This window comes from Streptomyces sp. NPDC055400 (genome assembly GCF_053644375.1).
In genome coordinates, this window is sequence record NZ_JBSHLM010000009.1 from 386562 (window position 1) to 410239 (window position 23678).

Sequence of the window (23678 nt, forward strand, 5' to 3'; positions counted from 1 at the left end):
AACATGACTGATTCCCCGGCTTCCGCCGCGTCCCCCGCCCCCTCGCCGACCGGCTCCTCTCCGACGAGCCCCGCCACGGCACCGGTCGAGCACGTCCTCACCCTCGACTGCCCCGACGCGCCCGGCATCGTCCACGCCGTCTCGCGGTTCCTCGTCGAGCACGGCAGCGACATCATCGACAACCAGCAGTTCGGCGACCGCCGGGACGGCCACTTCTTCATGCGGGTGCACTTCGCCGCCGCCGGCGGCGAGAACACCACGCAGGCCATGCGCGACGACTTCGCCGCCGTGGCTGCTCCCTTCGCCATGCGGTGGCACATCGAACCGGTCAGCACCCGCCGCCGCGTGCTGATCATGGTGTCCCGCTACGACCACTGCCTCAACGACCTGCTCTTCCGCACCCGCAGCGGCGACCTGCCCATCGACGTGGTCGCGGTCGTCTCCAACCACCTCGACCACGAGGCACTCGTCGCCTGGCACGGCATCCCGTTCTTTCACGTGCCGGTGACCGCCTCGACGAAGCCCGAGGCCGAGGCCCAACTCCTCGATCTCATCGACTCGTTCGACGTCGACCTCGTCGTGCTCGCGCGCTACATGCAGGTGCTCTCCGACGGCCTGTGCGCTCAGCTGCCCGGCCGGTTGATCAACATCCACCACTCGTTCCTGCCGAGCTTCAAGGGCGCCAAGCCCTACCACCAGGCACACGACCGCGGCGTCAAGCTCGTCGGCGCGACGGCCCACTACGTCACCGCCGACCTCGACGAAGGCCCGATCATCGCCCAGGAGGTCATCAGCGCCGACCACAGCCACACCCCCGAGGACCTGGCCGCCATCGGCCGTGACGCGGAATCGGCAGCCCTGGCCCGCGCCGTCCGCTGGCACTGCGAAGGCCGCGTCTTCGTCCAGGGAAGGCGCACGGTGGTGCTCCGCTGAAGGGCGGACACTGCCTTGGGTCTCACGACCTTCTGGCGGTCCGCTGTCTCCACGTCGGTTCCCAGACGTCGGCGTGCGGGCTCTGCGCTCGGGTCGCCTCCAGGTGGGCGCGGAACGCGTCGAGCGCCGGATGCCGATTGTCGCCGCGCCAGATGAGGGACATCGCGGGCTGCGGCGGCCTCCTGGAACTGGCCGGCGTCCGCGGCCGCGACAAAGGTGCGCACAGCGTTGAGATCCACTCGCCCACTCTATTCACACCGCGCCCGGGTGGTCGTGACGGGCCGGACGGCGGTGCGCCGCCGTGCCCACGGCCACGGCGTTCGCGGCGACGATCACGGAGATGGCCGTCCACGAGGCCGGGTCGAGGTGCTGACCGAGTACCACGAGGCCCACCAGTGCCGCGCACACGGGGTTGACGCTCATGAAGATCCCGAAGAAGGGGGCGGGGACGCGTCGCAGCGCGAGCAGATCGGCGAGGAAGGGCACCGCGGAGGACAGCACACCGGCCGCCAGTGCGCACAGGAGTGAGGCTGCGGTCGGCCGGTGCAGGCACAGTACGGTGATGCCGACCGGCACGTAGAGCGCGCCGGAGACGAGTGCGGCGGCCGCGGAACCCTCGATCCCGGGCAGGCGCCGCCCCACGGTGCGGTTGAACAGGATGTAGCAGCCCCAGCACACGGCGGCGAGCAGGGCCAGGGCGATCCCGAGGTAGTCGGTGCTGGGCTGAGGCCGGGTGAGGACGAGTACGGCCGCGCCGGCCACGAGCGCACAGACCAGGTCGACGCGACGGCGGGAGCCCGCGAGGGCGACGGTGAGCGGCCCGAGGAACTCGAGGGTGACCGCCAGACCGAGCCCGATCCGGTCGATCGCCATGTACAGCGTCAGGTTCATGGTCGCGAACACCACGGCCAGTCCCAGCACCGGCCTCCACTGCGCTGCTTGGAACGCGCGCAGGTTCGGCCTCCCGACGCTCAACAGCACGCCCGCGGCCACCCATTGACGTACCGCGACCACACCCACCGGCCCCAGGACCGGGAAGGCGAGTGCGGCGACGGACGCCCCGAGCTGGTTGGACAGGCCGCCGCCCAGCATCAGGGCCACTCCGGACCAGCGAGGTGAGGCGGCCTGTGGTGCGGTGGACAGGGTCGGCTCCGCACGAACATCGGTTTCCATGACGCGACCATCCGCCTCACGGGCCCATACGCACAATGCATCCGACGCCGTACCTATACGCTGGACGTATGGATGGTTCTCCGGATCTGGAGCTGCGGCACCTGCGTTGCCTCGTCGCGATCGTCGACACCGGCAGCTTCACCGACGCCGCGATCGACCTGGGCGTCTCCCAGGCGTCCGTCTCCCGCACCCTGCTGGCCCTGGAGCGGATCCTCGGCGTACGGCTCCTGCACCGCACGAGCCGTACGGTCACCCCCACCACCGCCGGAGTGGAGGTCCTGGCCCGCGCCCGTCACATGCTCGCCGAGGCCGACGAACTGGTCCGCCGAGCCACCACCGGTCACACGCGCCTGCGCATCGGTCACGCCTGGTCCGCGATGGGCCGGCTCACCGCTGAGTTCCAGCGCCGCTGGCGCGACCGCTACCCCGACGTAGAACTCCACCTGATCCGCCACAACACCCCCACCGGCGGTCTCGCCGAGGGCCTGTGCGACGTGGCCGTCATCCGTACCGCCATCGACACCCGGCGCTACGCTCACGCCCTGGTCGGGCAGGAGCGCCGCTGCCTCGCCCTTGCCTCCGACGACCCGTGGGCCAGGCGTCGCAGCATCCGCCTGTCGGAGATCCGCGAGCGCACCGTCGTGGTGGACCGCCGCACCGGCACCACCACCTTGGACCTGTGGCCCGAAGGCGCCCGCCCCGACGTGGAGTACACCCAGGACGTCGACGACTGGCTGGCCGCCATCGCGACCGGCCGCTGCGTCGGCGTGACTCCGCAGTCCACGGCCACGCAGTACCGTCGCGACGGCATCGCCTATCGCCTGCTGCGTGACGCCGAACCCGTCCCCGTCCACCTCATCTGGCCCCAGCAGAGCCCGCATCCCGCCACCCACGCCGCCGTCGCCTTGCTGGCGGACCTCTATCGGGAGGACGCACGCAGCCCAAGGACGTGACACACCCCGGCACACCGGCCGCGCGTCAGCCGGTCATTGCTCTCGGGCCTTGAGCCAGTTGGCGGCCCTGGTGGCCGACGCTTGGGACAGCCATGCGTCCTGAACGACTTCGGTCAGTTCCGTCAGGGTGAGTTCGCCGATCCGGCCGGCCCTGAGAAGTACCGACAGGTGGCCGTCGAAATGCGCCGTGGTGAAGAAGGGGGACGCTTGATCCTGTACCAGAGCCTGTTTGTCGGACTCGGACGGGACCCAGAAGACGATCACATCCGCGTAGCGTTCACCGGTCACGGGATCGAAGGCGTCCGGGCGGGGAGTACGGAAGAAGACGAATGACTTGTGTCCCACCTGGTAGACCGGGTTGCCGGCGGAGCCGTGGACAACCGTGGCATGAGGCATCCCCAGTGCCAGTTCGTGCACGTCCTCAACCCGCGCCCGGCGCGATCCAGCCGACATGGCAGCAGAATACAAGGGGCACTCGGTGTGTTTCGGTCCCCTTCGGCCGGAGTTTCTTCGGCGGGTGCGGCTGTTCCGGCGTCGCGCGAACCGCCGCCTCACCGGCCGTGGTCCGCGGCGGCAGTGGATGAAGCCGCTTCCTGTCACCCAACGCCAACGCCAACGTCACGCAGGCAGTCGCTCCAGCAGCCCCGCGAAATCGGTCCCCGTCGGCAGCGTCCCGAAGGCAAGTCCGCGGTCCCCGGCGAGCCGCGAAGCACAGAACGCGTCCGCGACGGCGGCCGGCGCGTGCCGGACCAGGAGCGAACCCTGCAGCACAAGGGCCGCGCGTTCGATGACCCGGCGGGCCCGCAGCGGCGCGTCCTCGGTGAGGACGAGTTCGCCCTGCAACTCCTGCCAGGCCGCGTCGAGCCGCCGGTCGCCGCCCGCGGCCGCCTCGATCTCCGTACGGAACGCCGCCAAGGACTCGGGCTCACGGGCCAGCGCCCGCAGCATGTCCAGGGCGTTGACGTTGCCGGAGCCCTCCCAGATGCCGTTGAGGGGGGCATCGCGGTACAGCCGCGGCATGCCTGACGCTTCGTCATATCCGTTGCCGCCGAGGCATTCCAGGGCCTCGGCCACCGCTACGGGCTGCCGCTTGCACACCCAGTACTTGCCGACCGCCGTCGTCAGGCGCAGGAAGGCGCGCTCCCCCTCGTCGCCCCGCTGGGCGCGGTCGGCGGCGCCGGACAGGCGCAGCGCGAGCGTGGTGGCGGCCTCGGACTCCACGGCGAGGTCGGCCAGTACGTTGCGCATCAGCGGCTGTTCGATGAGCTTGGCGCCGAACACCGAGCGGTGGCGGGCGTGGTGGGCGGCCTGGGCCAGTGCGGCGCGGGTACCGGCGGCGGAGCCGAGGACGCAGTCGAGCCGCGTCATCGTGACCATGTCGATGATGGTGCGGACGCCCTTGCCCTCGGCGCCGACGAGCCAGGCCACGGTGTCGTCGAACTCGGGCTCGCTGGACGCGTTGGAGCGGTTGCCGAGCTTGTCCTTGAGCCGCTGGATTCGGAAGGTGTTGCGGCTGCCGTCGGGCAGGACGCGCGGGACCAGGAAGCAGGTCAGGCCGCCGGGCGCCTGCGCGAGCACGAGGAACAGGTCGTTCATCGGGGCGCTCGTGAACCACTTGTGACCGCGCAACCGCCAGGTCCCGTCGGCCTGTTCGGTGGCGGAGGTGGTGTTTGCGCGCACATCGGTGCCACCCTGCTTCTCCGTCATCCCCATGCCGGCGAGCAGGCCCCGCTTCTCGCCCGGGGTGTGCAGACCGGGTTCGTAGACACGGCTGGTGAGCAGGGGCTCGTAGATCTTGGCCAGGTCGGGGGCGTGGCGCAGGGCGGGGACGACGGCGTACGTCATGGAGACGGGGCAGCCGTGCCCGGCCTCGGTGCTGCTCCACACCATGAAGGCCGCGGCCCGCGCCACATGCGCGCCGGGCCGTTCGTCCGCCCAGGCGCTGCCGGCCAGACCCTCGCCCACCGCCACGTCCATCAGGGCGTGGTACGAGGGGTGGAAATCGACTTCGTCGATGCGGTTGCCGTAGCGGTCGTGGGTGCGCAGCACCGGCTCGTAGCGGTTGGCCTCGTCGGCCCAGCGCTGCACCTCCTCGCTGCCCGCTCGGCGGCCGATCCGGTGGAGATCGTCGAGAGACCATGCGGCACCCTCGCGGCGCACGCCCTCGAGAAGGACCGGGTCGGCGGCGATGTCGTGTCCGGTCAACGGCGGTGCCTGGTTGGTCACTTCGTGCGTCACGGCGGTGGGGTTGCTGGGTAGTGCGCCAGTCGTGGCCATCGGATCTCCTCCTGGATGCGAGATGCGGAATACGGGATCGGCATCGGAATCGGGTTCGGGGTGCGTGCGGCCCGGCGGGAGAGTGGTTCAGGTCCCCGGCGGGGCGCCTGCGCAGCGCAGCGCCATGGCGGTGAGTTCGCTGATGAGCCGGTCCGTGTTGTGAGCGGCTGGGGTGCCCAGCGGGTACACGAGGACCTCGCCGATGGCACCGGTGAGCGCGGCGGCGGTGACGTCCACGTCCTGGTCGGGCAGCAGCCCGACGGTCACGCCGTCCTGGATCACCGCGCCGAACATCGCCCGGTAGCGGCGCCGGAACGCAAGACGCTCCGCGCCGACCGCGGGCTCGGCGGGGGCCGCGAGGAGGGCGTAGGCCAGGCCGTGATTCTCCAGGGCGCGCCGGGCGAACACCTCGACGCCGCGCCGCAGTCGCTCGGCCGGGTCCCCGTCGCCCTCCAGTACCTTGCCCAGCACCTCCACCTCACGCTGCGCGGCCCGCCGGAACACCTCGACGGCGAGCGCGGATTTGGACGCGAAGTGCTGGTAGACGGAGCCGGCGGCGATCCCGGCGGCGTCGGCGACGGCGGTCACGGACGCCTGGGCCCAGCCGACCTCGGCCACGACCTCGGTGGCTCGGTCGACCAGATGCTGTCGTGCGGCTTCGAGCCGACGAATTTCGGCTGGGGTCTTGCGGTAGGCCATGAAAGAAGTGAACCATCATTCAGAGTTTCTCGCCATGGCCGGTTCCCGCCGGCTCGGCTCGTCAGGAGCACGTGATGCACCTCAGCGCCCTGCTGGACAGCGCGGTTCGCTCGGCCGGTTCCAAGGAAGCCGTGGTCTACGGCGATCAGCGGTGGACCTACCGGCAGTTCGCCGACGCGACCCGTCGCGCCGCGACCGTGCTGCACGAGGCGGGGCTCGGCCCCGGCGACCGACCGGCCGTGATGACGATGCGCGTGTCGGAGCGCAGCCAGATCTCCCCGGTCTGTCCGGCCTCCGCGTCCACGCCGTCCGGCCGGACGACCCTGAGGTCCACGCCGACCATGCCGCCGCGACCGATCGATCCGGCCTTCGCCACCTGTTCGGCCGGAGAGAGCGAGGAGCCGACCGGGCCCATCTCACTCATCCCGTACACCTGGTGGAAGTTGTCCGATCCGTACGCCTTCATCAGGCGGCGCGCGGTGTCCGCGTCGAGCGGGCCCGCTCCGTAGATCCAGGCCCGCACGGACGACAGGTCGAAGTCGGCGAAGTCCGGCACCGCCTGGAGCGGGGCGATGAGCGCGATCGGCGCGCCGAACATCGCGGTGACGCGCTCCGTCGTCGTGCCGCGCGAGGGGACGGAACCGGACCTGGCGGGCGTGCGGGCGTGGCTGGAGACACGGATCGCCCGCTACAAGATCCCGCGCGAGCTGGTGCTGCGCAGGGAGCTGCCGCGTACGCCGTCGGGGAAGATCACGAAGCATGTGCTGGGGGCCCGGCTGACCGAGCCGGCGCAGGCGGTGAGCGGCTGAGCACCGCGCCTCGCGCCCAGTGCGAGACACCGGACGCGGCCCGCGTAGGGTCGCCGCATGGCGGAGGAACAGGTGGAGCGGGCACGCCGGGGTCCTGGGCGTCCTCGCCAGGAACACGTCACGCGGGCCGTGCTCGACGCCGTCGTCGACCTGGTGGCGGAGAGCGGCATGGGCGCGCTCACCATGGACGCCGTCGCGGCCCGCGCCGGGGTGAGCAAGCCGGCCATGTACCGGCGCTGGTCCACCAAGCAGGACCTGGTCATCGCCGCCGCGGAGTCGCGCATCGGCCCCCTGACCGTGCCCGACATGGGGGACTTCCGGGCCGAGCTGCGGGCAGTCCTCACGGCGCGCATGAAGGCCTACCGGCAGCCGGGCATCGACCGCCTGCTGGCCGGGGTGATCGGTTCCGCCGCCGAGACGGGAGCGGAGCCGGGCGCCTATCGCGCCTACACGGCCCGCGTGATGAGCGAGACGCGGCACCTGCTGGAGCGCGGAATCGCGCGCGGCGACGTCAGACCTGACGTCGATGTGTCCGCCGCCTCGACGCTCGTGGCGGCCTCACTCGTCTTCCGGATGGTCGGCGAACAGCAGATGCCCGACGAGGCGCTCGTCGAGTCGGTGGTGGACCTGATCGGCCGGGCGGTCGGCGCCCGGCCCTGACGGTGAACTGACGTCCCGTCACCCCTGCGCGCAGGGACGCCTCGTCGCGCCCTCGCGCCCTTCGCCATGCCCGGATGCCGGTTCTGCGGCCCTGGGCTGCACCGCAAAACAACTCCTCCCAACCCCTTGCACCGGCGCATTGCAATATCGATACTGCCGGTTACGTAATTAGTGTTCGCCGTCAGGAGGACCCCCATGCAGGCCGTCGCGTCGACCCACATGACCAACCCCAAGCCGGTTCTGGACAAGCCCCTCATGCACTACGGCCGCCGAGTCCTTGACCGGCTCGCTCCCGGCGCCGAGCAGTCCGCGTACAAGCTGGTCGACATCGAACCGCTCACCCCGCACTTCGGCGCCGTGCTCGGCGGCATCGACCTGACCCGGCCGATCACCGACGAACTCGCCGCCGAGCTGCGCCAGGCACTCCTCGAGTGGAAGGTGATCTTCTTCCGCGGCCAGACCGGCTTCACCGCCGAGCACCAGCTCGCCCTGTCGGGCATCTGGGGCCCGCCGGAGGCCAACCCGTTCTTCGCCCAGACCGGGACTCCGGGCATCTCCCGGCTCGCCAAGGACGCCAAGGCCGCGGGCAACAAGAACATCTGGCACAGCGACCACTCGTTCATGGCCAACCCTTCGCTCGGGGCCGTCCTGCGCGCCGTGGAAGTGCCCGCCGCGGGCGGCGACACGATGTGGGCGGACATGGGCGCCGCCTACGACAACCTGCCCGAGGACCTCAAGGAGCGGATCGAGAACCTCACCGCCGTGCACGACTGGGAGGCCAGCTGGGGCGCTCTCATGAACGACGAGCAGAAGGCCGCCTTCCGCGAGAGCTGGCCGCAGGTCGAACACCCCGTCGTGGTGCGCCACCCGCGCAGCGGCCGTAGGACGCTGTACGTGAACGAGCCGTTCACCCGCTACATCAAGGGCCTGTCCGAGGCGGAGAACCGTGAGCTGCTCGACATCCTGGTCCTCCAGGCGCGCATCCCCGAGTTCCAGATCCGCTTCCGCTGGGAGCCCGACTCGATCGCCGTCTGGGACAACATCGCCGTCCAGCACTACGCGGTCAACGACTACTTCCCGCAGCGCCGGGTGATGGAGCGCATCGCCATCGCCGGTGTCCCGCTGTCCTGACCCCCTGCCCGGCCCGCACCGCCCGCCGGCTGTGGTGCGGGCCGTCCCGCCCTTCCGTTGCCGTATCCCGTCCGTCCTTTCAGGAATTCCCCTTCAGGAGAACCCATGACCGCGGCACCGACCGTGCCCCAGCAGCCTGTTGGGGCCACCGAAGCCACTGGCAGAAGCAACGTCCGCGCCTGGATCGTGACCGGGCTGCTCGTGGCCTTCATGATGGTCAACTTCGCCGACAAGTCCGTACTGGGCCTGGCGGCCGACGAGATCCGTGCCGATCTGAATCTGAGTGCCACTCAGTTCGGGCTCGCCAACAGCGCGTTCTTCCTGCTGTTCTCCGTCGCGGCCATCGTCGTGGGCATGCTGGCCGACCGCGTGTCGCCCAAGCTGCTACTCCTGATCATGGCGCTGCTGTGGTCCGTGGCGCAGGTCCCGGCGGCGATCGGCGGAGGGCTCGCGGTGCTCGTGGCCTCGCGGGTCTTCCTCGGCGCTGCGGAGGGGCCGGCCTTCCCGGTCGCCCAGCAGGCCGGCCTCTCCTGGTTCCCCAACGAGAAGCGCAACCTGCCCGGCGCACTGATCACCGTGGGCGTGACCCTCGGCGTGATCGTGTCGGCGCCGACCCTGTCCTGGGTGATCCAGAACCACGGCTGGCGCGCCGCTCTGTGGGTGCTCGCTGTCGCCGGTGCCGTGTGGTGCGTCGCCTGGGTACTGTTCGGCGCCGACAGCCCGCGGGCCCGTAAGACCGTCGCCGGTGCCGCCGCGGCCGACGGCGCGCCGCAGGTCCCGTACCGCAGGATCTTCGCCAGCCGCACCTGGATCGGTGCCACCCTCACCTACCTCACCAGCTACTGGACCGTGGCTCTCATGCTGGTCTGGCTGCCGTCGCACCTGCGCAACGCCCTGGACTACTCGGCCGGCACCGCGGGGACGGTCGTCGTCGCGCCGTGGGCGGTCGGCGCCCTGGCCCTGTTCGGCCAGGCCGCCCTCACCGGCCGGCTGATGCGCCGCGGCGTGAGCAGCAAGCGCGCCCGTGGGCAGGTCGGCGGCTGGATCATGGCCATCGGCGCCGCCTGCTGCCTGGCCGTGCCGCTCACCGACTCCGTGGTCGTCCAGACCGTGCTCATCTCCCTCGGCTTCGGCTTCGGCGGCTCGTACGCCTCGGTCGCGGCGACCACCGTCGCCGAACTCGCCCCGCCGGCCCGCAGCGGCGGCGCACTCGGGCTGATGAACGCCATCGTCACGGTGGGCGGCCTCCTCGCCCCGGCCGTCGTGGGCGCGCTCGTCGACGCGCACGGCGAGGCCGGGTACCAGCAGTCCGTCCTGGTGTCCGGCGTGCTGATCGCGGTCGGCGCGGTCCTGGCGTTCGTCCTGATCGACCCGGAGCGTGACCGCGCCCGGCTGGCCGGCTGACCGGCCACCGGTCCAGCCGCGACACAGCGGAGGCCGGCCCCTAGGATGGGCCGGCCTCCTACACACCCCCATCCCCCCGCGCATTACTAGGAGTTGACCGTGAGCGCCCCCGCAGCACTCGACACCGCCCCCCCCCTCGACCAGGCAGTCGGCGACCTCAAGGAGCACGCCAAGGCCTGGACGGAGACAGCGCTGCCCGAACGGATCGCCCTCCTGGAGCGGATGCTGCCGCGGATCTCCGACGGCGCCGCCGCGATGGTCGCGGACGCGGCCGAGGCCAAGGGCTACCCGCCGACCTCGGAGTGGGCCGCCGAGGACTGGATCAGCGCACCGTGGGCCCTGGCCCAGACGATCAGCGCCTACCTGCACGTGCTCCGTCGCCTGGCCGCCGGGCACACGCCGTTGGACGCCAAGGCCGTGCGCAGCCACGAGGGCCGCACCGTCGTCGATGTCTTCCCCGTCACCCTCTCCGACCGGCTGCTGCTCAACGGCTTCACGGCGCAGGTGTGGACGCTGCCCGGCACCACCCGCGAGCAGGCCCTGGCCCGTGCCGCGGGCGAGTACCGGGGCCGGCCCGGCGAGGGCGCCGTCTCTCTGGTGCTCGGCGCCGGAAACATCGCCGCGATCACCCCGCTCGACATCCTGCACAAGCTGTACGTGGAGGGCGAGGTCGTCCTCGCGAAGATGAACCCCGTCAACGCCTACCTGCGCCCGCACTTCGAGAAGGTGTTCAGCGAGTTCGTCGACCGCGGCTTCGTCCGCTTCGTCGACGGCGGCGCCCCCGAGGGCGCGTACCTGACCGGCCACGAGGGCGTCGACTCCATCCACGTCACCGGCAGCGACCGCACCCACGACGCCATCGTGTGGGGCTCGGACGAGCGGGCCGAGCAGCGCAAGCAGGACGACACCCCGCTCAATGACAAGCCGTTCACCAGCGAGCTGGGCGGCGTCAGCCCCTGCATCGTGACGCCGGGCCCGTGGAGCGACGCCGACTTCCGCTTCCAGGCCGAGCACATCGTCACCAGCAAGCTGAACAACTCCGGCCACAACTGCGTCGCCACGCAGATCCTCGTGGTGCCCCGCGAGTGGGACGGCACGGAGAAGCTGCTCGCCGAGGTCCGCAAGGTCCTGCGCGAACTGCCTCCGCGCGCCGACTACTACCCGGGCGCCGCCGCCCGCGTCGGCAAGGTCACCGCCGCCCACCCACAGGCCGAGACGCTCGGCATCGACGACTCCTGCCGCGTCCTGGTCCCGGAGATCGAGGGCCTCGACGACGTGATGCTGACCGACGAGGTGTTCGCCAGCGCCCTCGGTGTCGTCCGGCTTCCGGGCGAGGACGCACCCCAATTCCTGCGCGCCGCAACGACGTTCGCCAACGACAGGCTGCCGGGCACGCTCGGCGCCACCCTGCTGGTCCACCCCCGTACCGAACGCGCGCACCGCGCCGCCGTGGACGAGGCCGTCGCCGCGCTGCGCTACGGCACGCTCGGCGTCAACTGCTGGTCGGCGTTCGGCTTCCTGCTCGGATATACGCCCTGGGGCGCCTTCCCCGGCCACACCCGCCAGGAGATCGGCAGCGGTATCGGCTTCGTGCACAACGCGTTCATGCTGGAGGACGTGGAGAAGACCGTGCTGCGGGCGCCGTTCGCGCCGTCGCCGCGCGGCCTGTTCACCGGCTCGCCGTCGCTGTCGCCGCGCCCGCCGTACTACGTCACCAACCGCACCGGACGCACCACGATGGAACGCCTCACGGCCTACACCACCGCCCCGAAGGCAACCAGGCTGCCGGGCATCTTCGCGTCGGCCCTGCGCGGCTGAGTGCACTGACCGTACGGGCCAGGAGCGAGTGCGCTGACCGTACGGGTCAGGAGCGAGTGCGCTGACCGTACGGGTCAGGAGCTGAGGATCCTGGCCTTCTCGGCGGCGAACTCCTCGTCGGTCAGCACGCCTTGGGCCTTGAGGTCGGCGAGCTGGGTGAGCTGGGAGACGCGGTCCGCGGCAGCCGGGGGCGGCGCGGGCGGCTGCTGCTGCGGCGCGGGCTGCTCCGCCCACGCCTGCTGCTGGGCCTGCGCCTCCGCCTGCCGCTGCATGTCGCGCTGCCCCATGCGGCGGTCCACACGGTTGGAGACGGCGGAGGCGGTACCGGAGATCACCGCGGTGCGCGCGATCGTGCCCAGAAGGCCCGGTCGTCCGAATCGCTGAGGCATACCGATCTTCCCCTTCGTTCCGAATCGTTCGGTGTCACTCGGAGTCGAGCGCGGCGATCGCTTCGACGACGGCGCCCCGCGGAATGCGTTCGAGATACAGCAGTTCGCCCCGGGACTCCCGCACCGCCGTCGCCATGCGGGCGGCCCAGGTGTTCTCCCAGGCCACGATCATGGCCGACGACTCCGCAGGGAGGTCGTCCGCGACGGTCTGCAGGTCCTCGTCACTGAGCAGGTCGAACTGGGCATCGGCGACCTGCTGGAACCCCTCCGCCACTTCCTCGTCCGCCAGCTCGACGACATCGACGGATCCGTCCGCGGCCTTCCTGACGAAGGTCAGGTCGAGGATGCGTACGGTTCCGTTCTGCTGCAGTTCCCGCAGGGCGGGGGCGACGTCACCATTGAACTGGTTGCCTTCGAAGGCGATCACGGCGACGTCGACCGGTCCGACGGTGTCGGCATTCAGGCCACTGGGCACGAGCGTGTCACCTTCCCTGAAGTGCATTACGGACATAACGGAGCATAAAGGGGCGACCCTGTACGGCGCGAGCCGCGCAGAGAGGCCAGCCCCATGGATGCGGTGACCGACGCCGCGTGGTCACCAGGCCTCCGTCTCGGGTGACTCGGGCAGCTGGGTCGTGACGTGCCGTTCCCGGGCCCGCAGTCGCAGGGCGAGCAGCGGGAAGACCAGGACCGAGATCATCGCCGCGCCGACCAGGGCCGCAGCCTCGCTCTTCTTCACGACGCCCTCGTCCAGGCCGATCGCCGTGATCGCCACGACGAGCGGGAGGCAGGTGGAGGAGTAGACCGTGAGCGCCCGGCGGCTGAGGGGCAACAGATCCCGTGGCGCCAGCACGTACGTCGGCAGTCCCCGTACGACCACGAAGAGGACGAGGAAGACGGGCAGCAGCACCAGAGCGCGCCCGCCGTCGAGCAGCGACGCCAGGTCGAACTCGATTCCGGTGACGATGAAGAAGAGCGGGACGAGGAAGCCAAAACCCACCGCCTCCACCCGGGTCAGAATCTCCTCGCTGCTCTCCGGCACCGAGCCCTGGAGCACGAGCCGGGTGAGCAGTCCGGCGGCGAAGGCGCCGAGGAGCACGTCCAGGCCGAGCTCCCGCGACAGCGCCAGCATCGCGACCAGCAGGAGCATCACGAAACGCACCGCGAACTGCGCGCTCGTGTGCAGAGTGCTGCGGATGACCTGGCTGAACCACGACCGGCGCGGGCGCAGGGCCAGGAACACGGCGGCGGCGGTGACGGCGGCGAAGAGGGCGAGGACCGCCGTGGCCGCCCCTGGCTTGCGGCCGCTGAGCAGCACCGCCATGGCGATGATGGGCCCGAACTCGCCGACCGCGCCGAACGCCATCATCACCGTGCCGAACCGGCCCTCCAGATCCCCGCTGTCCCGCAGGATGGGCAGCACCGTGCCCAGCGCCGTACTGGTCAGCGCGGTGCCGATGACGACGGCGCGCGCCCAGTCCAGGCCCGTCACGGCCAGTGCCACGCCCAGCCCCAGAGCCAGGGAGGTCACCCAGGCCCAGACGGAACGGCGCAGCGTGTCTCCCCGGACGGCGGCGAACTGGATCTCGTACCCGGCCAGAAAGATGAGCATCGACAGGCCGAGGTCCGAGAGGACGTTGACGACCTCTCCTCCGTGCGCCCAGTCGAGCACGTCGGGACCGATGAGGATCCCCATCACGATTTCGAAGATGACCACGGGGATCCGGACCCATCGGCCGACGCCGTGCGCCAGCAGCGGCGCCAGAACGGCGGCCGCCATGATGAGGATGAGCGTTCCCGCCTGTCCCACACCGTCCCCCTGTTCCGCACCGGAGCATGCTCTTCCGACCATCGGCGCTCCGGGCGCCCGGCGCATGCGAGGGCGGACCGTGCGGGTGAGGCGGCGGCCAGGGAACCGAGGTGGCGGTCCGAGCCCGCGACAGCCCGTAGGACCAGGCCGTTGTGGACCGGCTTCCCGCGAGCGAAGACCGCCGGACGGCCGCGAGGGTTACGGCGGCCCCGGAGGTGCCCGACTTGCCGCGGACCGCTACGTGTTCTCCTCCAGCCGGTTCAGCCGAGACGTGTTGAGCCTGGCCGCCTGGCGCGTCAGATGGTCGCGCTCGGCGAGGTTGGGTGCCTTGTCGGCCGCCTCCGCGTACAGCTGTGCCGCCGTCGCCAGGTCGCCGGCACGCTCGTGCAGATACGCCGCCACCGCGGTGTGGCGGGGCAGCGAGTCGGTCAGCTCCGCGAGCGCCGCCAGGCCGGCGCGTGGTCCGTCGGCCTCGCCGACGGCCACTGCGCGGTTGAGCCGGACGACCGGGCTGCCGGTCAGTCGCGTGAGCTCGTCGTACCACTCCACGATCTGCACCCAGTCGGTCTCCTCGGCGGTGGGCGCGTCGGCGTGGAGTGCCGCGATGGCGGCCTGGGCCTGGAACTCGCCCAGGCGGTCGCGGGCGAGGGCCGCCTGGAGGATCTCTACACCCTCGGCGATCGACTCGGTGTCCCACCGGCCGCGGTCCTGCTCGGCGAGCGGCACCAGGCTGCCGTCGGGCGCGGTGCGGGCGGCTCGGCGGGCGTGATGGAGAAGCATGAGGGCCAGCAGCCCTCTCACCTCAGGGTGGTCGATCGCGGCCGCGAGCTGCCGGGTGAGGCGGATGGCCTCGGCGGCGAGGTCTATGTCGCCGGAGTACCCCTCGTTGAAGACCAGGTAGAGGACGCGCAGCACGGTGGCGACGTCGCCCTGCCGGTCGAACCGCACGTCGGCGACGGTGCGCTTGGCCCGGCTGATGCGCTGCGCCATGGTCGCCTCGGGCACCAGGTAGGCCTGGGCGATCTGGCGGGTGGTGAGCCCGCCGACGGCGCGCAGGGTGAGCGCGACCGCGGAGGACGGCGTCAGCGACGGGTGGGCGCACAGGAAGTAGAGCTGGAGCGTGTCGTCCGCCGCGGGTGCGGGTCCGGGTGCCGGTTCGTCGTCGACGAGGTCCTCACGCCGCCGCCGGGCGACGTCCGACCGGGTGGCGTCGAGGAACTTGCGCCAGGCCACGGTGACCAGCCAGCCCTTGGCATCCCGCGGAGGGTCGGCCGGCCAGACCCGGACCGCCTCGACCAGCGCGTCCTGCACGGCATCCTCGGCCGCCGCGAAGTCGGCTCCGCGGCGGACGAGGACGGCGAGCACGCCCGGCGTGAGGCTCCGGATCAGGGCCTCGTTCATCGGTGAGGTCACTCCGTGATGCAACCGGCATGCGCGCCCAGGAACGGCCGCACCTCGAGCCACTCGTGGATCGGCTTCCCGCCCGCCCCGGGCTCGGCCGACAGCTCCCCGGCCAGCTCGATGGCGCGCTCGTAGCTGTCGACGTCGATCACCATCCAGCCGGCGATGAGGTCCTTGGTCTCGGCGAACGGCCCGTCGGTGACCGGCGGGCGGCCCTCACCGTCGTACCGGACCCACGTCCCTTCGGGGGCGAGCGCCTGACTGTCGACGAACTCGCCGGTCTCCTCGAGCCGGGCCGCGAAGTCGCGCATGTACTGCACGTGCGCCGAGATCTCCTCGGGCGTCCACTGCGCCATGGGGACGTCGTTGACCGAAGCCGGAGCGCCCCGGTAGTGCTTCAGCAGCAGGTACTTGGCCATCGTGTTCTCCTCGGTGCCGGTGCGACCCATTGTGGTCGCTTTCACCTCAGGGACGGAGCCGACCACGGGTTCTCGACATCGCCGTGCACATCTTTTTCGGGCCTCGTGTCGGGCCTCGTGGATGAGGCTGGTGAACGACGTCGCCGGTGCCCGCAGGGCCGATCGCACGCGGTCGGGGTCAGTTGTGCCGCAGGGCGGCGAGGGTGCTGTTCAGGTCGGTGCGGTCCGTGCGGTTGTAGGGGAGTTTTCCGAGCAGCTTGGCCATGGCGCAGCTGTTGCTGAGGGCGGAGTAGACGAGGCCGGCGGCGATGCCTGCGGAGAGCAGCTGGAAGGCGGGATGGATCACCAGTCCGAGGAGGAGTCCGAGCAGGACGACGGAACCCGCGGTCAGGCGGACCTGGCGGTCCATGGCCCACTTGGGTGCTGCCGCGGTGCCGGCGGGGCGGTGCAGGTCTCCTCCCGCAGCGGCCCAGGCCGCGGTTCCGCCTTCGAGGCCGGCGGCGGGGATGCCGTGTCGGGCCAGGGTGGCAGTCGCGTTCTGCGAGCGGTTACCTGAAGCGCAGACCACGAGCAGGTCCCTGACGTCGGCCGCCTCACGGAGGGCGGGCATCGCGTGCTCGAGGTCGTCGAGAGGGATGTTGTGGGCGCCGGGCAGGTGTCCGTCGGCGTATTCGCCGGGGGTGCGCACGTCGATGACGATCAGGGTGTGCAGGCGTTCACGGACGGCGCTGGTGGTGAGAGTCGTGTTCATGGGTTTCTGTCCTTCTGTTGTGGTGGGGCCGGGTCAGATGATGCTGTCGAGGAGCATGAAGGCGGCCACGGCCAGCAGGACGTAGGCGAAGACGTGCTGCAGACGGTTGCCGGAGATCTTCGCGGCGAGGCGTTTGCCGTCCCAGGCGCCGAGGACCGCGGCTGCGGTGAAGGGGGCGATGACGGCCCAGTCGAGGGCGTCGGCGGTGCCGGTTCGGGTGGCCAGTGCGGCGAGCGAGTTGATGACGATGACCAGGAGGCTGGTGCCGACGGCGGCCTTCATCCGCAGGCCGAGGACGCCGACGAGGGCGGGTACGGCGAGGAATCCCCCGCCGACGCCGAGCACGCCGGTGACGGCGCCGAGCCCGGCTCCGGACCCTGCGGCTCTGTGCGGCCGCACCGGTCCGTCCTGTACGGGACGGCCCGGACCGAGCATCCGCCAGGCGGCGAGCGCGGCGATCACCGAGAAGGCGATGGTCAGTACGGCGGCGGGGATGTGGCCCGCCGCGAGGCCGCCGAGCATGGCGGGGCCGATGCCCGCAGCGGCGAACAGCAGTCCGGACCGCCAGCGAACGTTGCCGTCCCGGGCGTGGCCGACCAGCGAGCTGATCGATGTCACGGTGACGATGATCAGGCTCGCGGTGGTGGCGGCGACGGGGGTGAAGCCGAGCAGGTAGATCAGTGCGGGCACGGCCAGAACGCTGCCGCCCCCGCCGAGCCCGCCCAGCGCCAGGCCGACCGCCGCGCCTGCCACCAGGGCAAGGATGAGCACGCTCATATGACGGTTCCCCCGGCGCCTTCGGCGTCCTGGACGGGCAGTCCTCGGCGGGCGCATGCCTGCATGCCGCCGAGGGCGTCGACCGCGTACGAACCCTCTTCGCGCAGCAGGCCGGCAACATGCCGGGACCGCCGCCCGGAGCGGCAGATGGGACCTGTACCGGGGCCGGAGCCGGGAGCGGGACCGGGACGGAAAGTGGGCATGACGGGGCTGGGACTCCTCTCGGTGTCGATCAGGGGGCTCAGGCAGCGGAGCGGATGGTCAGACCGGCCTCTGCCGCCCGGTCGAAACCGTCGTCGACGGCGACGACGTCCCGCCCGGCCGCGTCCAGCAGCGATGCCGCGATCCCGGCCCGCATGCCGCCCGCACAGTGCACCCACACCTGCCCGGCAGGCACTTCGTCGACCCGCTGGTGCAGTGCGTGTACGGGGATGTGGACCGATCCCTCGACGTACCCGCCGGCCCGCTCGGAGTCGCGGCGCACATCGAGGACCACCGGCGGCACCTCTGCCCGGGAGAGCTCGGCGGCCAGGTCGGCGAAGGTGGCCCGGCGGAACGAGGCAGGAACCAGGCCGGGGCGCAGCCAGTCGGACGGGCTGCCGGTGGCGGCGGCCGCGGGGTGGTCGATCCCGACGCGGACCAGTTCGCGCTGAGCGTCGGCGAGCTGCTGGGGCGTTTCGGCGAGCAGGGTGACGGGCTTGCCCCAAGGGATCATCCACGCGAGGTAGGTGGCGATCTTGCCGTCGGCCTCGAAGTTGAACGAGCCCGCGACATGGCCCTGGGCGAACGCGACGCGGTTGCGCAGGTCCACCACCCACTCACCCGCTGCGAGCCGCACGCTGATCTCCTCGGCGTCCGCGCGCCGGGGGACAGTCAGGTCGACGGGGTCCGGGCCGGCGGAGTTGGCCGGGCCCATGTGCGCGTAATAGGCGGGGACATCCTCCAGACCGGCCAGCAGACCGGCGACGAACGAGTCGACGTCCTGGACCAGGGCGGCGTTCACGGCCTTCTCGCGGCCGATGGTGCTCGCCTCACCCCCGGCCTGTCCGGAGGAACAGAAGCTGCCGAAACCGTGGGTCGGCAGGATCGAGGTGTCATCGGGCAGCTCGGCGGCGAGGCGGTGCGCGGAGGCGTGCTGGGCGCGGGCCAGGTTCGCCGTGAGGCGCGGTTCGACCAGGTCGGGGCGGCCCACGGTGCCCATCAGCAGGGAACCGCCGGTGAAGGCGGCGACCGCCGTACCGGCTTCCTCCAGGACGTATGCGGTGTGGTGCGGGGTGTGACCGGGGGTCGCCATGGCCCGCACGGACAGTTCCTGGTCGATCTCGATCACGTCGCCGTCGTGGACGGGGACGCGGGCGAAGGAGACCTGCGCGGCGGCCGGCACCAGGTAGGCGGCGCCGGTGACCCTGGCCAGTGCCAGGCCGCCCGTCACGTAGTCGTTGTGGATGTGCGTCTCCATCACGTGCGTGATGCGCACGCCGCGGCGCGCGGCCGCCGCGATCACCTGGTCGATGTCACGCGGCGGGTCCACTGCCACGGCGGCCCGGGCACCCCCGGCCAGGTAGTGCCGGTTGCCCAGACCCTCGGTCTCGATGGTGTCGACGAAGAACACGTGCGGCTCACTTCCTCATGGATACCCCCCCGGGTATTAATTCACCGTAGCAGATTACCCCCGGGGGTATACTCGGAGGAGATTCGCCCCGTTCATCCGGACTCGGGGGTACAGACACCGTGACCGGCCGCGAACGAGGCAGCGGGCAGACTGGACCACGCGCTCGTCCACCTCACCAAGGAGCCCAACGGATGACCCCGACCGTGCCGAACCCGGCCGCCAACACTGCGGCCACCACCGCCGACGACGAAGCTTCCGCCCGCGCAGTGCTCAACCGCCTGCGGCGCGCTCAGGGGCAGCTGGCAGGAGTCATCACGATGGTCGAAGAAGGCCGCGACTGCCGGGACGTCGTCACGCAACTCGCGGCCGTCAGCCGCGCGCTGGACCGCGCCGGCTTCAAAATCATCGCGAGCCGCATGCGCGAGTGCCTGACGGCCACCGAGGACGGCGGCACCCCCGCCATGAACGAGGCAGAGCTCGAAAAGCTCTTCCTCACGCTGGCCTGACTCACCTCCCGCCCGGGGGCGGGAGACCCTCGATGCGGCAGTGCTCGATCCGTAGAGTGCGGGGATGCCTGCGCACCGAGCGGTCTCCCGCGCCGTTGCTCTGCTGAACCTGACCGGCATCTGCCGTTCGCCGATCCACGCCGTCCGCTGGGAACGCATCGAACCCTGGTCCGCGGCCCGGGTCTGCCTCGGCAGCGGTACCGACGCCCGCACCCTGGTCGTCAAGTGGATCGAGGACGGCCCCGGCCAGGCGCCCACTGCCCACCGGCGGCTGCGGACCGAGCTGGCCGCGCTGCAGTTCCTCGGCGACGACATCGGGACCGGCCTCGCGCCGCACGTCATCGCCGCCGACCCGGCCTCAGGGCTTCTCGTGCTGGAAGACCTCGCTCCCCGCGTGGCCCTGGACCGGCTGATCCGACGCGACGGTGCGGCACCCCACAGCGAACGCCTGGCGGCCTTCGCCCGTGCCCGAGGCGAGCTGGGCGCAGCCACCGCCGGGCAGGGCGACACTTACTACTCTCGTCTCGCCAGGCTGGGCCCCATTGATCCCGCGGCAGACCGGATGGGCCGACACGCCTCGCACCGGGACGCCGGAATTGCACATGCCGTAGCGCTGGGGGCACCCCTGGAAGGGCGATCCGCACGCGAACTCGCCGCCACGCTAGACGAGTTGCGTGACCCGGGGCCGTTCCTCGCCCTGAGCAACGGGGATGCCGAAGCCAACAACATCCTCCTTCACGCCGGCGGCACGCCCGACGCCCGCCTCATCGACTTCGAATTCGCCGGCTACGCACACGCGCTGACCGACGCCGTGTGCCTCTATGTCCCGGGCCCCGCCTGGATGATCGTGGGCGACCCACAGCGAACGGGGCTGGCCGGCTACTACCGCAGCGCCCTGGCTCGCGCCATCCCCGAAGCAGAGGACGACCGGCGCTACGGGTTCGGCCTCGCCGCGGCCTCCATGTCCTGGGCCCTGATCCGTATGCAGCGCTTCGCCGTGCCCGACGCCCGCCCGCCGGGCCACGACAGCCGCCTCCAGCTCATCGCCACACTCGAAGCCGCCGCCCACACCGCCGACACCCACAACGCCCTGCCCCACCTGTCCGCCTGGATCCACCGCATCTCGACCCTGCTGCGCCACCGCTGGCCCGACGCAGACCAGGACTACGCCGACGCGGCGACGTTCCCGCCCTACCGGGCACGGACCTGACCAGGCATGTGCTCGGTGGCGGCGGCCCCTGTCGCTCTCTGCCCCACGGTCGTCGAACGACTGCTGCGGCGCGTCGGCCACGCCGTCCCCCGTGCCGGGCGGGGCAGGCGGAACTACTGTCTACGCCATGGACGGTGATCGCCGAGCATGGCGTAAGTGCTCCCTCGCCGGCGCGGTATTCGCCGTGTGTATGGCCGGCACCACCCTGCCGACCCCGCTCTACGGGCTCTACCAGGACAAGTTCGGGTTCTCCGAGCTGACGGTGACCGTCGTTTATGCCGTGTATGCCTTCGGGGTCATCGGTGTGCTGTTGCTGGCGGGCAACGCGTCGGACGCTCTGGGCAGGCGGCCGGTGCTGTTGTGGGGGCTGGGGTTCGCGGCGGCCAGCGCCGTCTGCTTCCTGGGTGCCACCGGGCTGGGCTGGCTGTATGCGGGGCGGCTGCTCTCCGGGTTTGCCGCCGGGCTGTTCACCGGGGCCGCCACCGTGTACGTCATCGAGCTGGCGCCGCTCGGCGGTGGCTCCCGCGCCACGTTCGTGGCGACCGCCGCCAACATGGGCGGGCTCGGGTGCGGTCCGCTGCTCGCCGGTCTGCTCGCCCAGTACGCCGACTGGCCGCTGTACCTGCCCTTCGCCGTGCACCTCGCCCTGGTGGCCGCCTCGGCCGCCGTCCTGCTGTGGCTGCCGGAGACCGTGGCCGAGCGGCGGCCGCTGAGCACCGTGCGGCCGCAGCGGCCGAGCCTGCCCCCGCAGGTGCGGCCGGTGTTCGGACCCGCCGCGATCGCCTCGTTCGTCGGGTTCGCGTTGTTCGGCGTGTTCACCTCGGTCAGTCCGGCGTTCCTCGCCGAGTCCCTCGACGTGGACAACCACGCCGTGAGCGGCCTGGTCGTCGCACTGGCTTTCTTCGCCTCGACCGCGGGCCAGCTCGCGGTGACCCGGGTCGGGACGGAGCGATCACTGCCGCTGGGCTGTGCCGGGCTCCTCGCCGGACTCGCCCTGCTCGCCGGCGCGCTGCGCTGGGACCTGCTGGTCCTGGTCATGCTGAGCGCGCTCGTCGGCGGCACGGGGCAGGGACTGGCGTTTCGCGCGGCGCTCGGCGCCGTGGCCGAGGCGTCTCCCCCGGACCATCGCGCGTCAGTGGTCTCCACGCTGTTCGTGGTGGCGTACGCGGGCATCTCCGTACCGGTCATCGGTGTCGGAGTCCTGACGGGCCCGATCGGCCTGGAAGGTGCCGGGCTGGTGTTCATCGCGGTCATGGCGGTGCTGGTGTCGACCGCGGGTGTCTATCTCGTCCGGCGGCTACGTCGTACGACACCTGAGCACGCACGCCCCGGCCCGTAGAGTCGGCGGCACCGCGTGATCGCGTAACTGCCGCAACGAAGCCCGGCCCACGTCGTTGACCAACCCATGAAGATCACCATCGCGCGGCGGAAGCTGCGTCCCATGGCCGCAACCGTCGCCGTCCTGGCGCTGGGACTCACGGGCGCCGGAAGCTCGCCGGCCGCCGGCTCCGCCGCCGCTGACTGCCCAACGGCGGAACTCTTCGCCACCAGCAACACCGGGGTCATCACGGACCCGGACGACCCCAGGCTCCACACCCGTCTCACACACTTCGACCACGAAGTACGCGGGATCATCCGCGCCAACGGGGCCACGCCCGTCGCCTCGAAGCTCCTGGAGGGAGTCTTCTGGTCCGGCGACCGCAAGCGGGCCACCTATGAGCGCTCACGCGAGTTCGACATCAACAGGGTCGGCCGTGACGGGCTCCACCACATCGCCGGCGTCATCGCCAAGACGTACCACCAGGAGTCCGTGCTCACCTTCCGCTGTCTGCCGTCCACCTCGCCGGAGACCGACGCACTCGAAATCGAGGCGGCCGGCGTCAGCGCGAGCCGGCTGCATGACGAGCTGGTCGCGGATCCGGTGGCCCGCGACAGACTCGGCGGCGGCTCGGTCACCGTCGACGGCAGGCTCATCCTCATCACCCCGCTCGCCGACCTGCCACTGGCCCGGGAGTTCACGGCCAAGCTGGGTGTCGACTGGCAGACGGCCCAAGTGCACTACGGTGACCGGGAGTTCGTGAGCTGAATCAGGATTCCACCGACACCCTAGGGCCTTTCGTTCTGCCCGGGGTGTCCGGCCGGATCGGGCATCGTCGGCCGGACCCCACCATGACCGCTGAGCGCGTAGGCCATCTGGTGCTGCGCCTCCTGGGCCACCAGGCGGGCCTCCGCCACGACGTCACCGCGTTCGCGTACCAGGCTCTCGTAGACCGGCAGATGGTCGTTTCCGGTTGAGCTGAGATTCACAGGGCTGGTCCTTCTCGGTATCTGTCGTACTCATGGTCCGTTCGGCTCCCGAAATGCTCGACGCCGAACGAGGCGGGGCCGACAGTTCACTCGGAGCCGGCCGGAAATGCGAGATTGATCGCGTTCACACGCGGTTGAGCCGCGCGGCGATCCCGTGCCCGACCAGCAGGTAAATCACCGCCGGCAGACCGTAATTGAGGAGAACGCGAAGGCCTTCTGTGTCCATGGTGAAAACATCCTGTGACCACCAGGCCAGCCAGTCGGCCGTTCCGTGCACGAACTCGACGAAGACGTTGTCCTGGTTGGCCTCAAGCAGGTAGAGCAGAATCCACAGCCCCAGGAACACCGCGGCAATGTCAGCGATGGTGTGGATGACCAGCCCCGCCCGTCGAGCACCGCCCTCGCGCCGCTCAGGTCGCCGCGGAGGCTGTGGGGGCTGCGGGGACTGCGGGGGCTGCTGGTACTGGTCGTAGGGGTGGTGTCCGGCCATCGGGTCGGTATTGCTCACGGGAATCCAATCTGACGCGTCACTGTGCAGGCCGAGGCAGGAGCGAACATCGCCTCTCGTCCCCTCAGGCAATCGCCTGCCGCACCACACATACAAAGCGTCGCACGGGCCCGTACAACTCTGCGTCACGC

26 protein-coding genes and 2 pseudogenes are annotated in these 23678 nt (G+C 71.1%); 12 read left to right on the forward strand and 16 right to left on the reverse strand.

What is annotated here, in order from left to right; genetic code table 11:
- Positions 1-3: 3 nt before the first annotated feature.
- Complete coding sequence (gene purU / locus ACWIGU_RS25275; RefSeq protein WP_454403972.1) at positions 4-933, forward strand: formyltetrahydrofolate deformylase; 930 nt, start codon at positions 4-6, stop codon at positions 931-933.
- A 252-nt stretch (positions 934-1185) separates the two neighbouring features.
- On the opposite strand, the gene ACWIGU_RS25280 is transcribed toward purU, so the two are convergent.
- Complete coding sequence (locus ACWIGU_RS25280) at positions 1186-2106, reverse strand: EamA family transporter (RefSeq protein ID WP_454403973.1); 921 nt, start codon at positions 2104-2106, stop codon at positions 1186-1188.
- Positions 2107-2174: 68 nt separating this feature from the next.
- Between ACWIGU_RS25280 and ACWIGU_RS25285 the strand changes: the two genes are divergently transcribed.
- Entirely contained in the window at positions 2175-3059 is an 885-nt protein-coding gene (locus ACWIGU_RS25285; RefSeq protein WP_454403974.1) for a LysR family transcriptional regulator, read from the forward strand.
- 33 nt (positions 3060-3092) lie between these two features.
- Here ACWIGU_RS25285 and ACWIGU_RS25290 read toward each other — a convergent pair whose 3' ends face one another.
- From ACWIGU_RS25290 to ACWIGU_RS25300, 3 genes are all read right to left on the reverse strand, one after another.
- A complete protein-coding gene (locus tag ACWIGU_RS25290) occupies positions 3093-3512 on the reverse strand; it encodes an MmcQ/YjbR family DNA-binding protein (protein WP_454403975.1) in 420 nt (139 codons plus the stop codon).
- A 165-nt stretch (positions 3513-3677) separates the two neighbouring features.
- On the reverse strand, positions 3678-5336 hold the full coding sequence (locus ACWIGU_RS25295; RefSeq protein ID WP_454403976.1) for an acyl-CoA dehydrogenase family protein: 1659 nt from the start codon (positions 5334-5336) through the stop codon (positions 3678-3680).
- A gap of 87 nt (positions 5337-5423) precedes the next feature.
- On the reverse strand, positions 5424-6035 hold the full coding sequence (locus ACWIGU_RS25300; RefSeq protein ID WP_454403977.1) for a TetR/AcrR family transcriptional regulator: 612 nt from the start codon (positions 6033-6035) through the stop codon (positions 5424-5426).
- Positions 6036-6109: 74 nt separating this feature from the next.
- On the opposite strand from ACWIGU_RS25300, the pseudogene ACWIGU_RS25305 reads away from it, so the two are divergent.
- Positions 6110-6283: pseudogene (locus ACWIGU_RS25305) on the forward strand (AMP-binding protein); the annotation flags it as partial.
- Here ACWIGU_RS25305 and ACWIGU_RS25310 read toward each other — a convergent pair.
- Positions 6280-6648, reverse strand: a pseudogene (locus ACWIGU_RS25310) (AMP-binding protein); the annotation flags it as partial. The pseudogenes ACWIGU_RS25305 and ACWIGU_RS25310 sit on opposite strands and share 4 nt — an antisense overlap.
- On the opposite strand from ACWIGU_RS25310, the gene ACWIGU_RS25315 reads away from it, so the two are divergent.
- The 5 genes from ACWIGU_RS25315 to ACWIGU_RS25335 all read left to right on the forward strand — a co-directional run bounded on the left by ACWIGU_RS25315 (position 6608) and on the right by ACWIGU_RS25335 (position 11857).
- Positions 6608-6844, forward strand: coding sequence for an AMP-binding enzyme (locus ACWIGU_RS25315; RefSeq protein ID WP_454403978.1), 237 nt, complete (start codon positions 6608-6610; stop codon positions 6842-6844). The pseudogene ACWIGU_RS25310 and the gene ACWIGU_RS25315 overlap by 41 nt on opposite strands.
- A gap of 57 nt (positions 6845-6901) precedes the next feature.
- Complete coding sequence (locus ACWIGU_RS25320) at positions 6902-7504, forward strand: TetR/AcrR family transcriptional regulator (RefSeq protein ID WP_454403979.1); 603 nt, start codon at positions 6902-6904, stop codon at positions 7502-7504.
- Between the two features lie 195 nt (positions 7505-7699).
- The gene (locus ACWIGU_RS25325) at positions 7700-8635 is read left to right on the forward strand and encodes a TauD/TfdA dioxygenase family protein (RefSeq protein WP_454403980.1); all 936 of its coding nucleotides are present in this window, start codon (positions 7700-7702) and stop codon (positions 8633-8635) included.
- A gap of 105 nt (positions 8636-8740) precedes the next feature.
- On the forward strand, positions 8741-10039 hold the full coding sequence (locus ACWIGU_RS25330) for an MFS transporter (protein ID WP_454403981.1): 1299 nt from the start codon (positions 8741-8743) through the stop codon (positions 10037-10039).
- A gap of 99 nt (positions 10040-10138) precedes the next feature.
- The gene (locus tag ACWIGU_RS25335; RefSeq protein ID WP_454403982.1) at positions 10139-11857 is read left to right on the forward strand and encodes an aldehyde dehydrogenase family protein; all 1719 of its coding nucleotides are present in this window, start codon (positions 10139-10141) and stop codon (positions 11855-11857) included.
- A 74-nt stretch (positions 11858-11931) separates the two neighbouring features.
- On the opposite strand, the gene ACWIGU_RS25340 is transcribed toward ACWIGU_RS25335, so the two are convergent.
- From ACWIGU_RS25340 to ACWIGU_RS25380, 9 genes are all read right to left on the reverse strand, one after another.
- Positions 11932-12246 (reverse strand): SHOCT domain-containing protein, encoded by a 315-nt coding sequence (locus ACWIGU_RS25340; protein ID WP_454403983.1) that lies wholly within the window; start codon positions 12244-12246, stop codon positions 11932-11934.
- Between the two features lie 34 nt (positions 12247-12280).
- Entirely contained in the window at positions 12281-12721 is a 441-nt protein-coding gene (locus ACWIGU_RS25345; RefSeq protein ID WP_454403984.1) for a DUF6325 family protein, read from the reverse strand.
- A gap of 120 nt (positions 12722-12841) precedes the next feature.
- The gene (locus ACWIGU_RS25350; protein ID WP_454403985.1) at positions 12842-14056 is read right to left on the reverse strand and encodes a cation:proton antiporter; all 1215 of its coding nucleotides are present in this window, start codon (positions 14054-14056) and stop codon (positions 12842-12844) included.
- 237 nt (positions 14057-14293) lie between these two features.
- On the reverse strand, positions 14294-15457 hold the full coding sequence (locus ACWIGU_RS25355) for an RNA polymerase sigma factor (protein ID WP_454403986.1): 1164 nt from the start codon (positions 15455-15457) through the stop codon (positions 14294-14296).
- 8 nt (positions 15458-15465) lie between these two features.
- Positions 15466-15876 (reverse strand): YciI family protein, encoded by a 411-nt coding sequence (locus tag ACWIGU_RS25360; RefSeq protein WP_454404026.1) that lies wholly within the window; start codon positions 15874-15876, stop codon positions 15466-15468.
- Positions 15877-16054: 178 nt separating this feature from the next.
- Complete coding sequence (locus ACWIGU_RS25365; RefSeq protein WP_454403987.1) at positions 16055-16627, reverse strand: rhodanese-like domain-containing protein; 573 nt, start codon at positions 16625-16627, stop codon at positions 16055-16057.
- 33 nt (positions 16628-16660) lie between these two features.
- The gene (locus tag ACWIGU_RS25370; protein WP_454403988.1) at positions 16661-17404 is read right to left on the reverse strand and encodes a sulfite exporter TauE/SafE family protein; all 744 of its coding nucleotides are present in this window, start codon (positions 17402-17404) and stop codon (positions 16661-16663) included.
- Positions 17401-17607, reverse strand: a complete 207-nt coding sequence (locus ACWIGU_RS25375; RefSeq protein WP_454403989.1) for a hypothetical protein — start codon at positions 17605-17607, stop codon at positions 17401-17403. The genes ACWIGU_RS25370 and ACWIGU_RS25375 overlap by 4 nt, the downstream gene beginning before the upstream one ends.
- Positions 17608-17645: 38 nt before the next feature.
- Positions 17646-19016 carry a rhodanese-like domain-containing protein gene (locus ACWIGU_RS25380; protein ID WP_454403990.1) on the reverse strand — a complete coding sequence of 457 codons (1371 nt, stop codon included), beginning with the start codon at positions 19014-19016 and terminating at the stop codon, positions 17646-17648.
- Positions 19017-19207: 191 nt separating this feature from the next.
- Between ACWIGU_RS25380 and ACWIGU_RS25385 the strand changes: the two genes are divergently transcribed.
- The 4 genes from ACWIGU_RS25385 (at position 19208) to ACWIGU_RS25400 (ending at position 22818) form a co-directional block, all read left to right on the forward strand.
- Positions 19208-19522 (forward strand): metal-sensitive transcriptional regulator, encoded by a 315-nt coding sequence (locus ACWIGU_RS25385; protein WP_454403991.1) that lies wholly within the window; start codon positions 19208-19210, stop codon positions 19520-19522.
- Between the two features lie 64 nt (positions 19523-19586).
- Complete coding sequence (locus tag ACWIGU_RS25390) at positions 19587-20732, forward strand: hypothetical protein (protein WP_454403992.1); 1146 nt, start codon at positions 19587-19589, stop codon at positions 20730-20732.
- A gap of 127 nt (positions 20733-20859) precedes the next feature.
- The gene (locus tag ACWIGU_RS25395; protein WP_454403993.1) at positions 20860-22071 is read left to right on the forward strand and encodes an MFS transporter; all 1212 of its coding nucleotides are present in this window, start codon (positions 20860-20862) and stop codon (positions 22069-22071) included.
- Positions 22072-22137: 66 nt separating this feature from the next.
- Entirely contained in the window at positions 22138-22818 is a 681-nt protein-coding gene (locus ACWIGU_RS25400; protein ID WP_454403994.1) for a hypothetical protein, read from the forward strand.
- Between the two features lie 20 nt (positions 22819-22838).
- Here the strand turns inward: ACWIGU_RS25400 and ACWIGU_RS25405 are convergent, their stop codons facing one another.
- Together ACWIGU_RS25405 and ACWIGU_RS25410 are read right to left on the reverse strand one after the other, a co-directional pair.
- On the reverse strand, positions 22839-23039 hold the full coding sequence (locus tag ACWIGU_RS25405; protein WP_454403995.1) for a hypothetical protein: 201 nt from the start codon (positions 23037-23039) through the stop codon (positions 22839-22841).
- 124 nt (positions 23040-23163) lie between these two features.
- Positions 23164-23547, reverse strand: a complete 384-nt coding sequence (locus ACWIGU_RS25410) for a hypothetical protein (protein ID WP_454403996.1) — start codon at positions 23545-23547, stop codon at positions 23164-23166.
- Between the last annotated feature and the right edge of the window lie 131 nt (positions 23548-23678).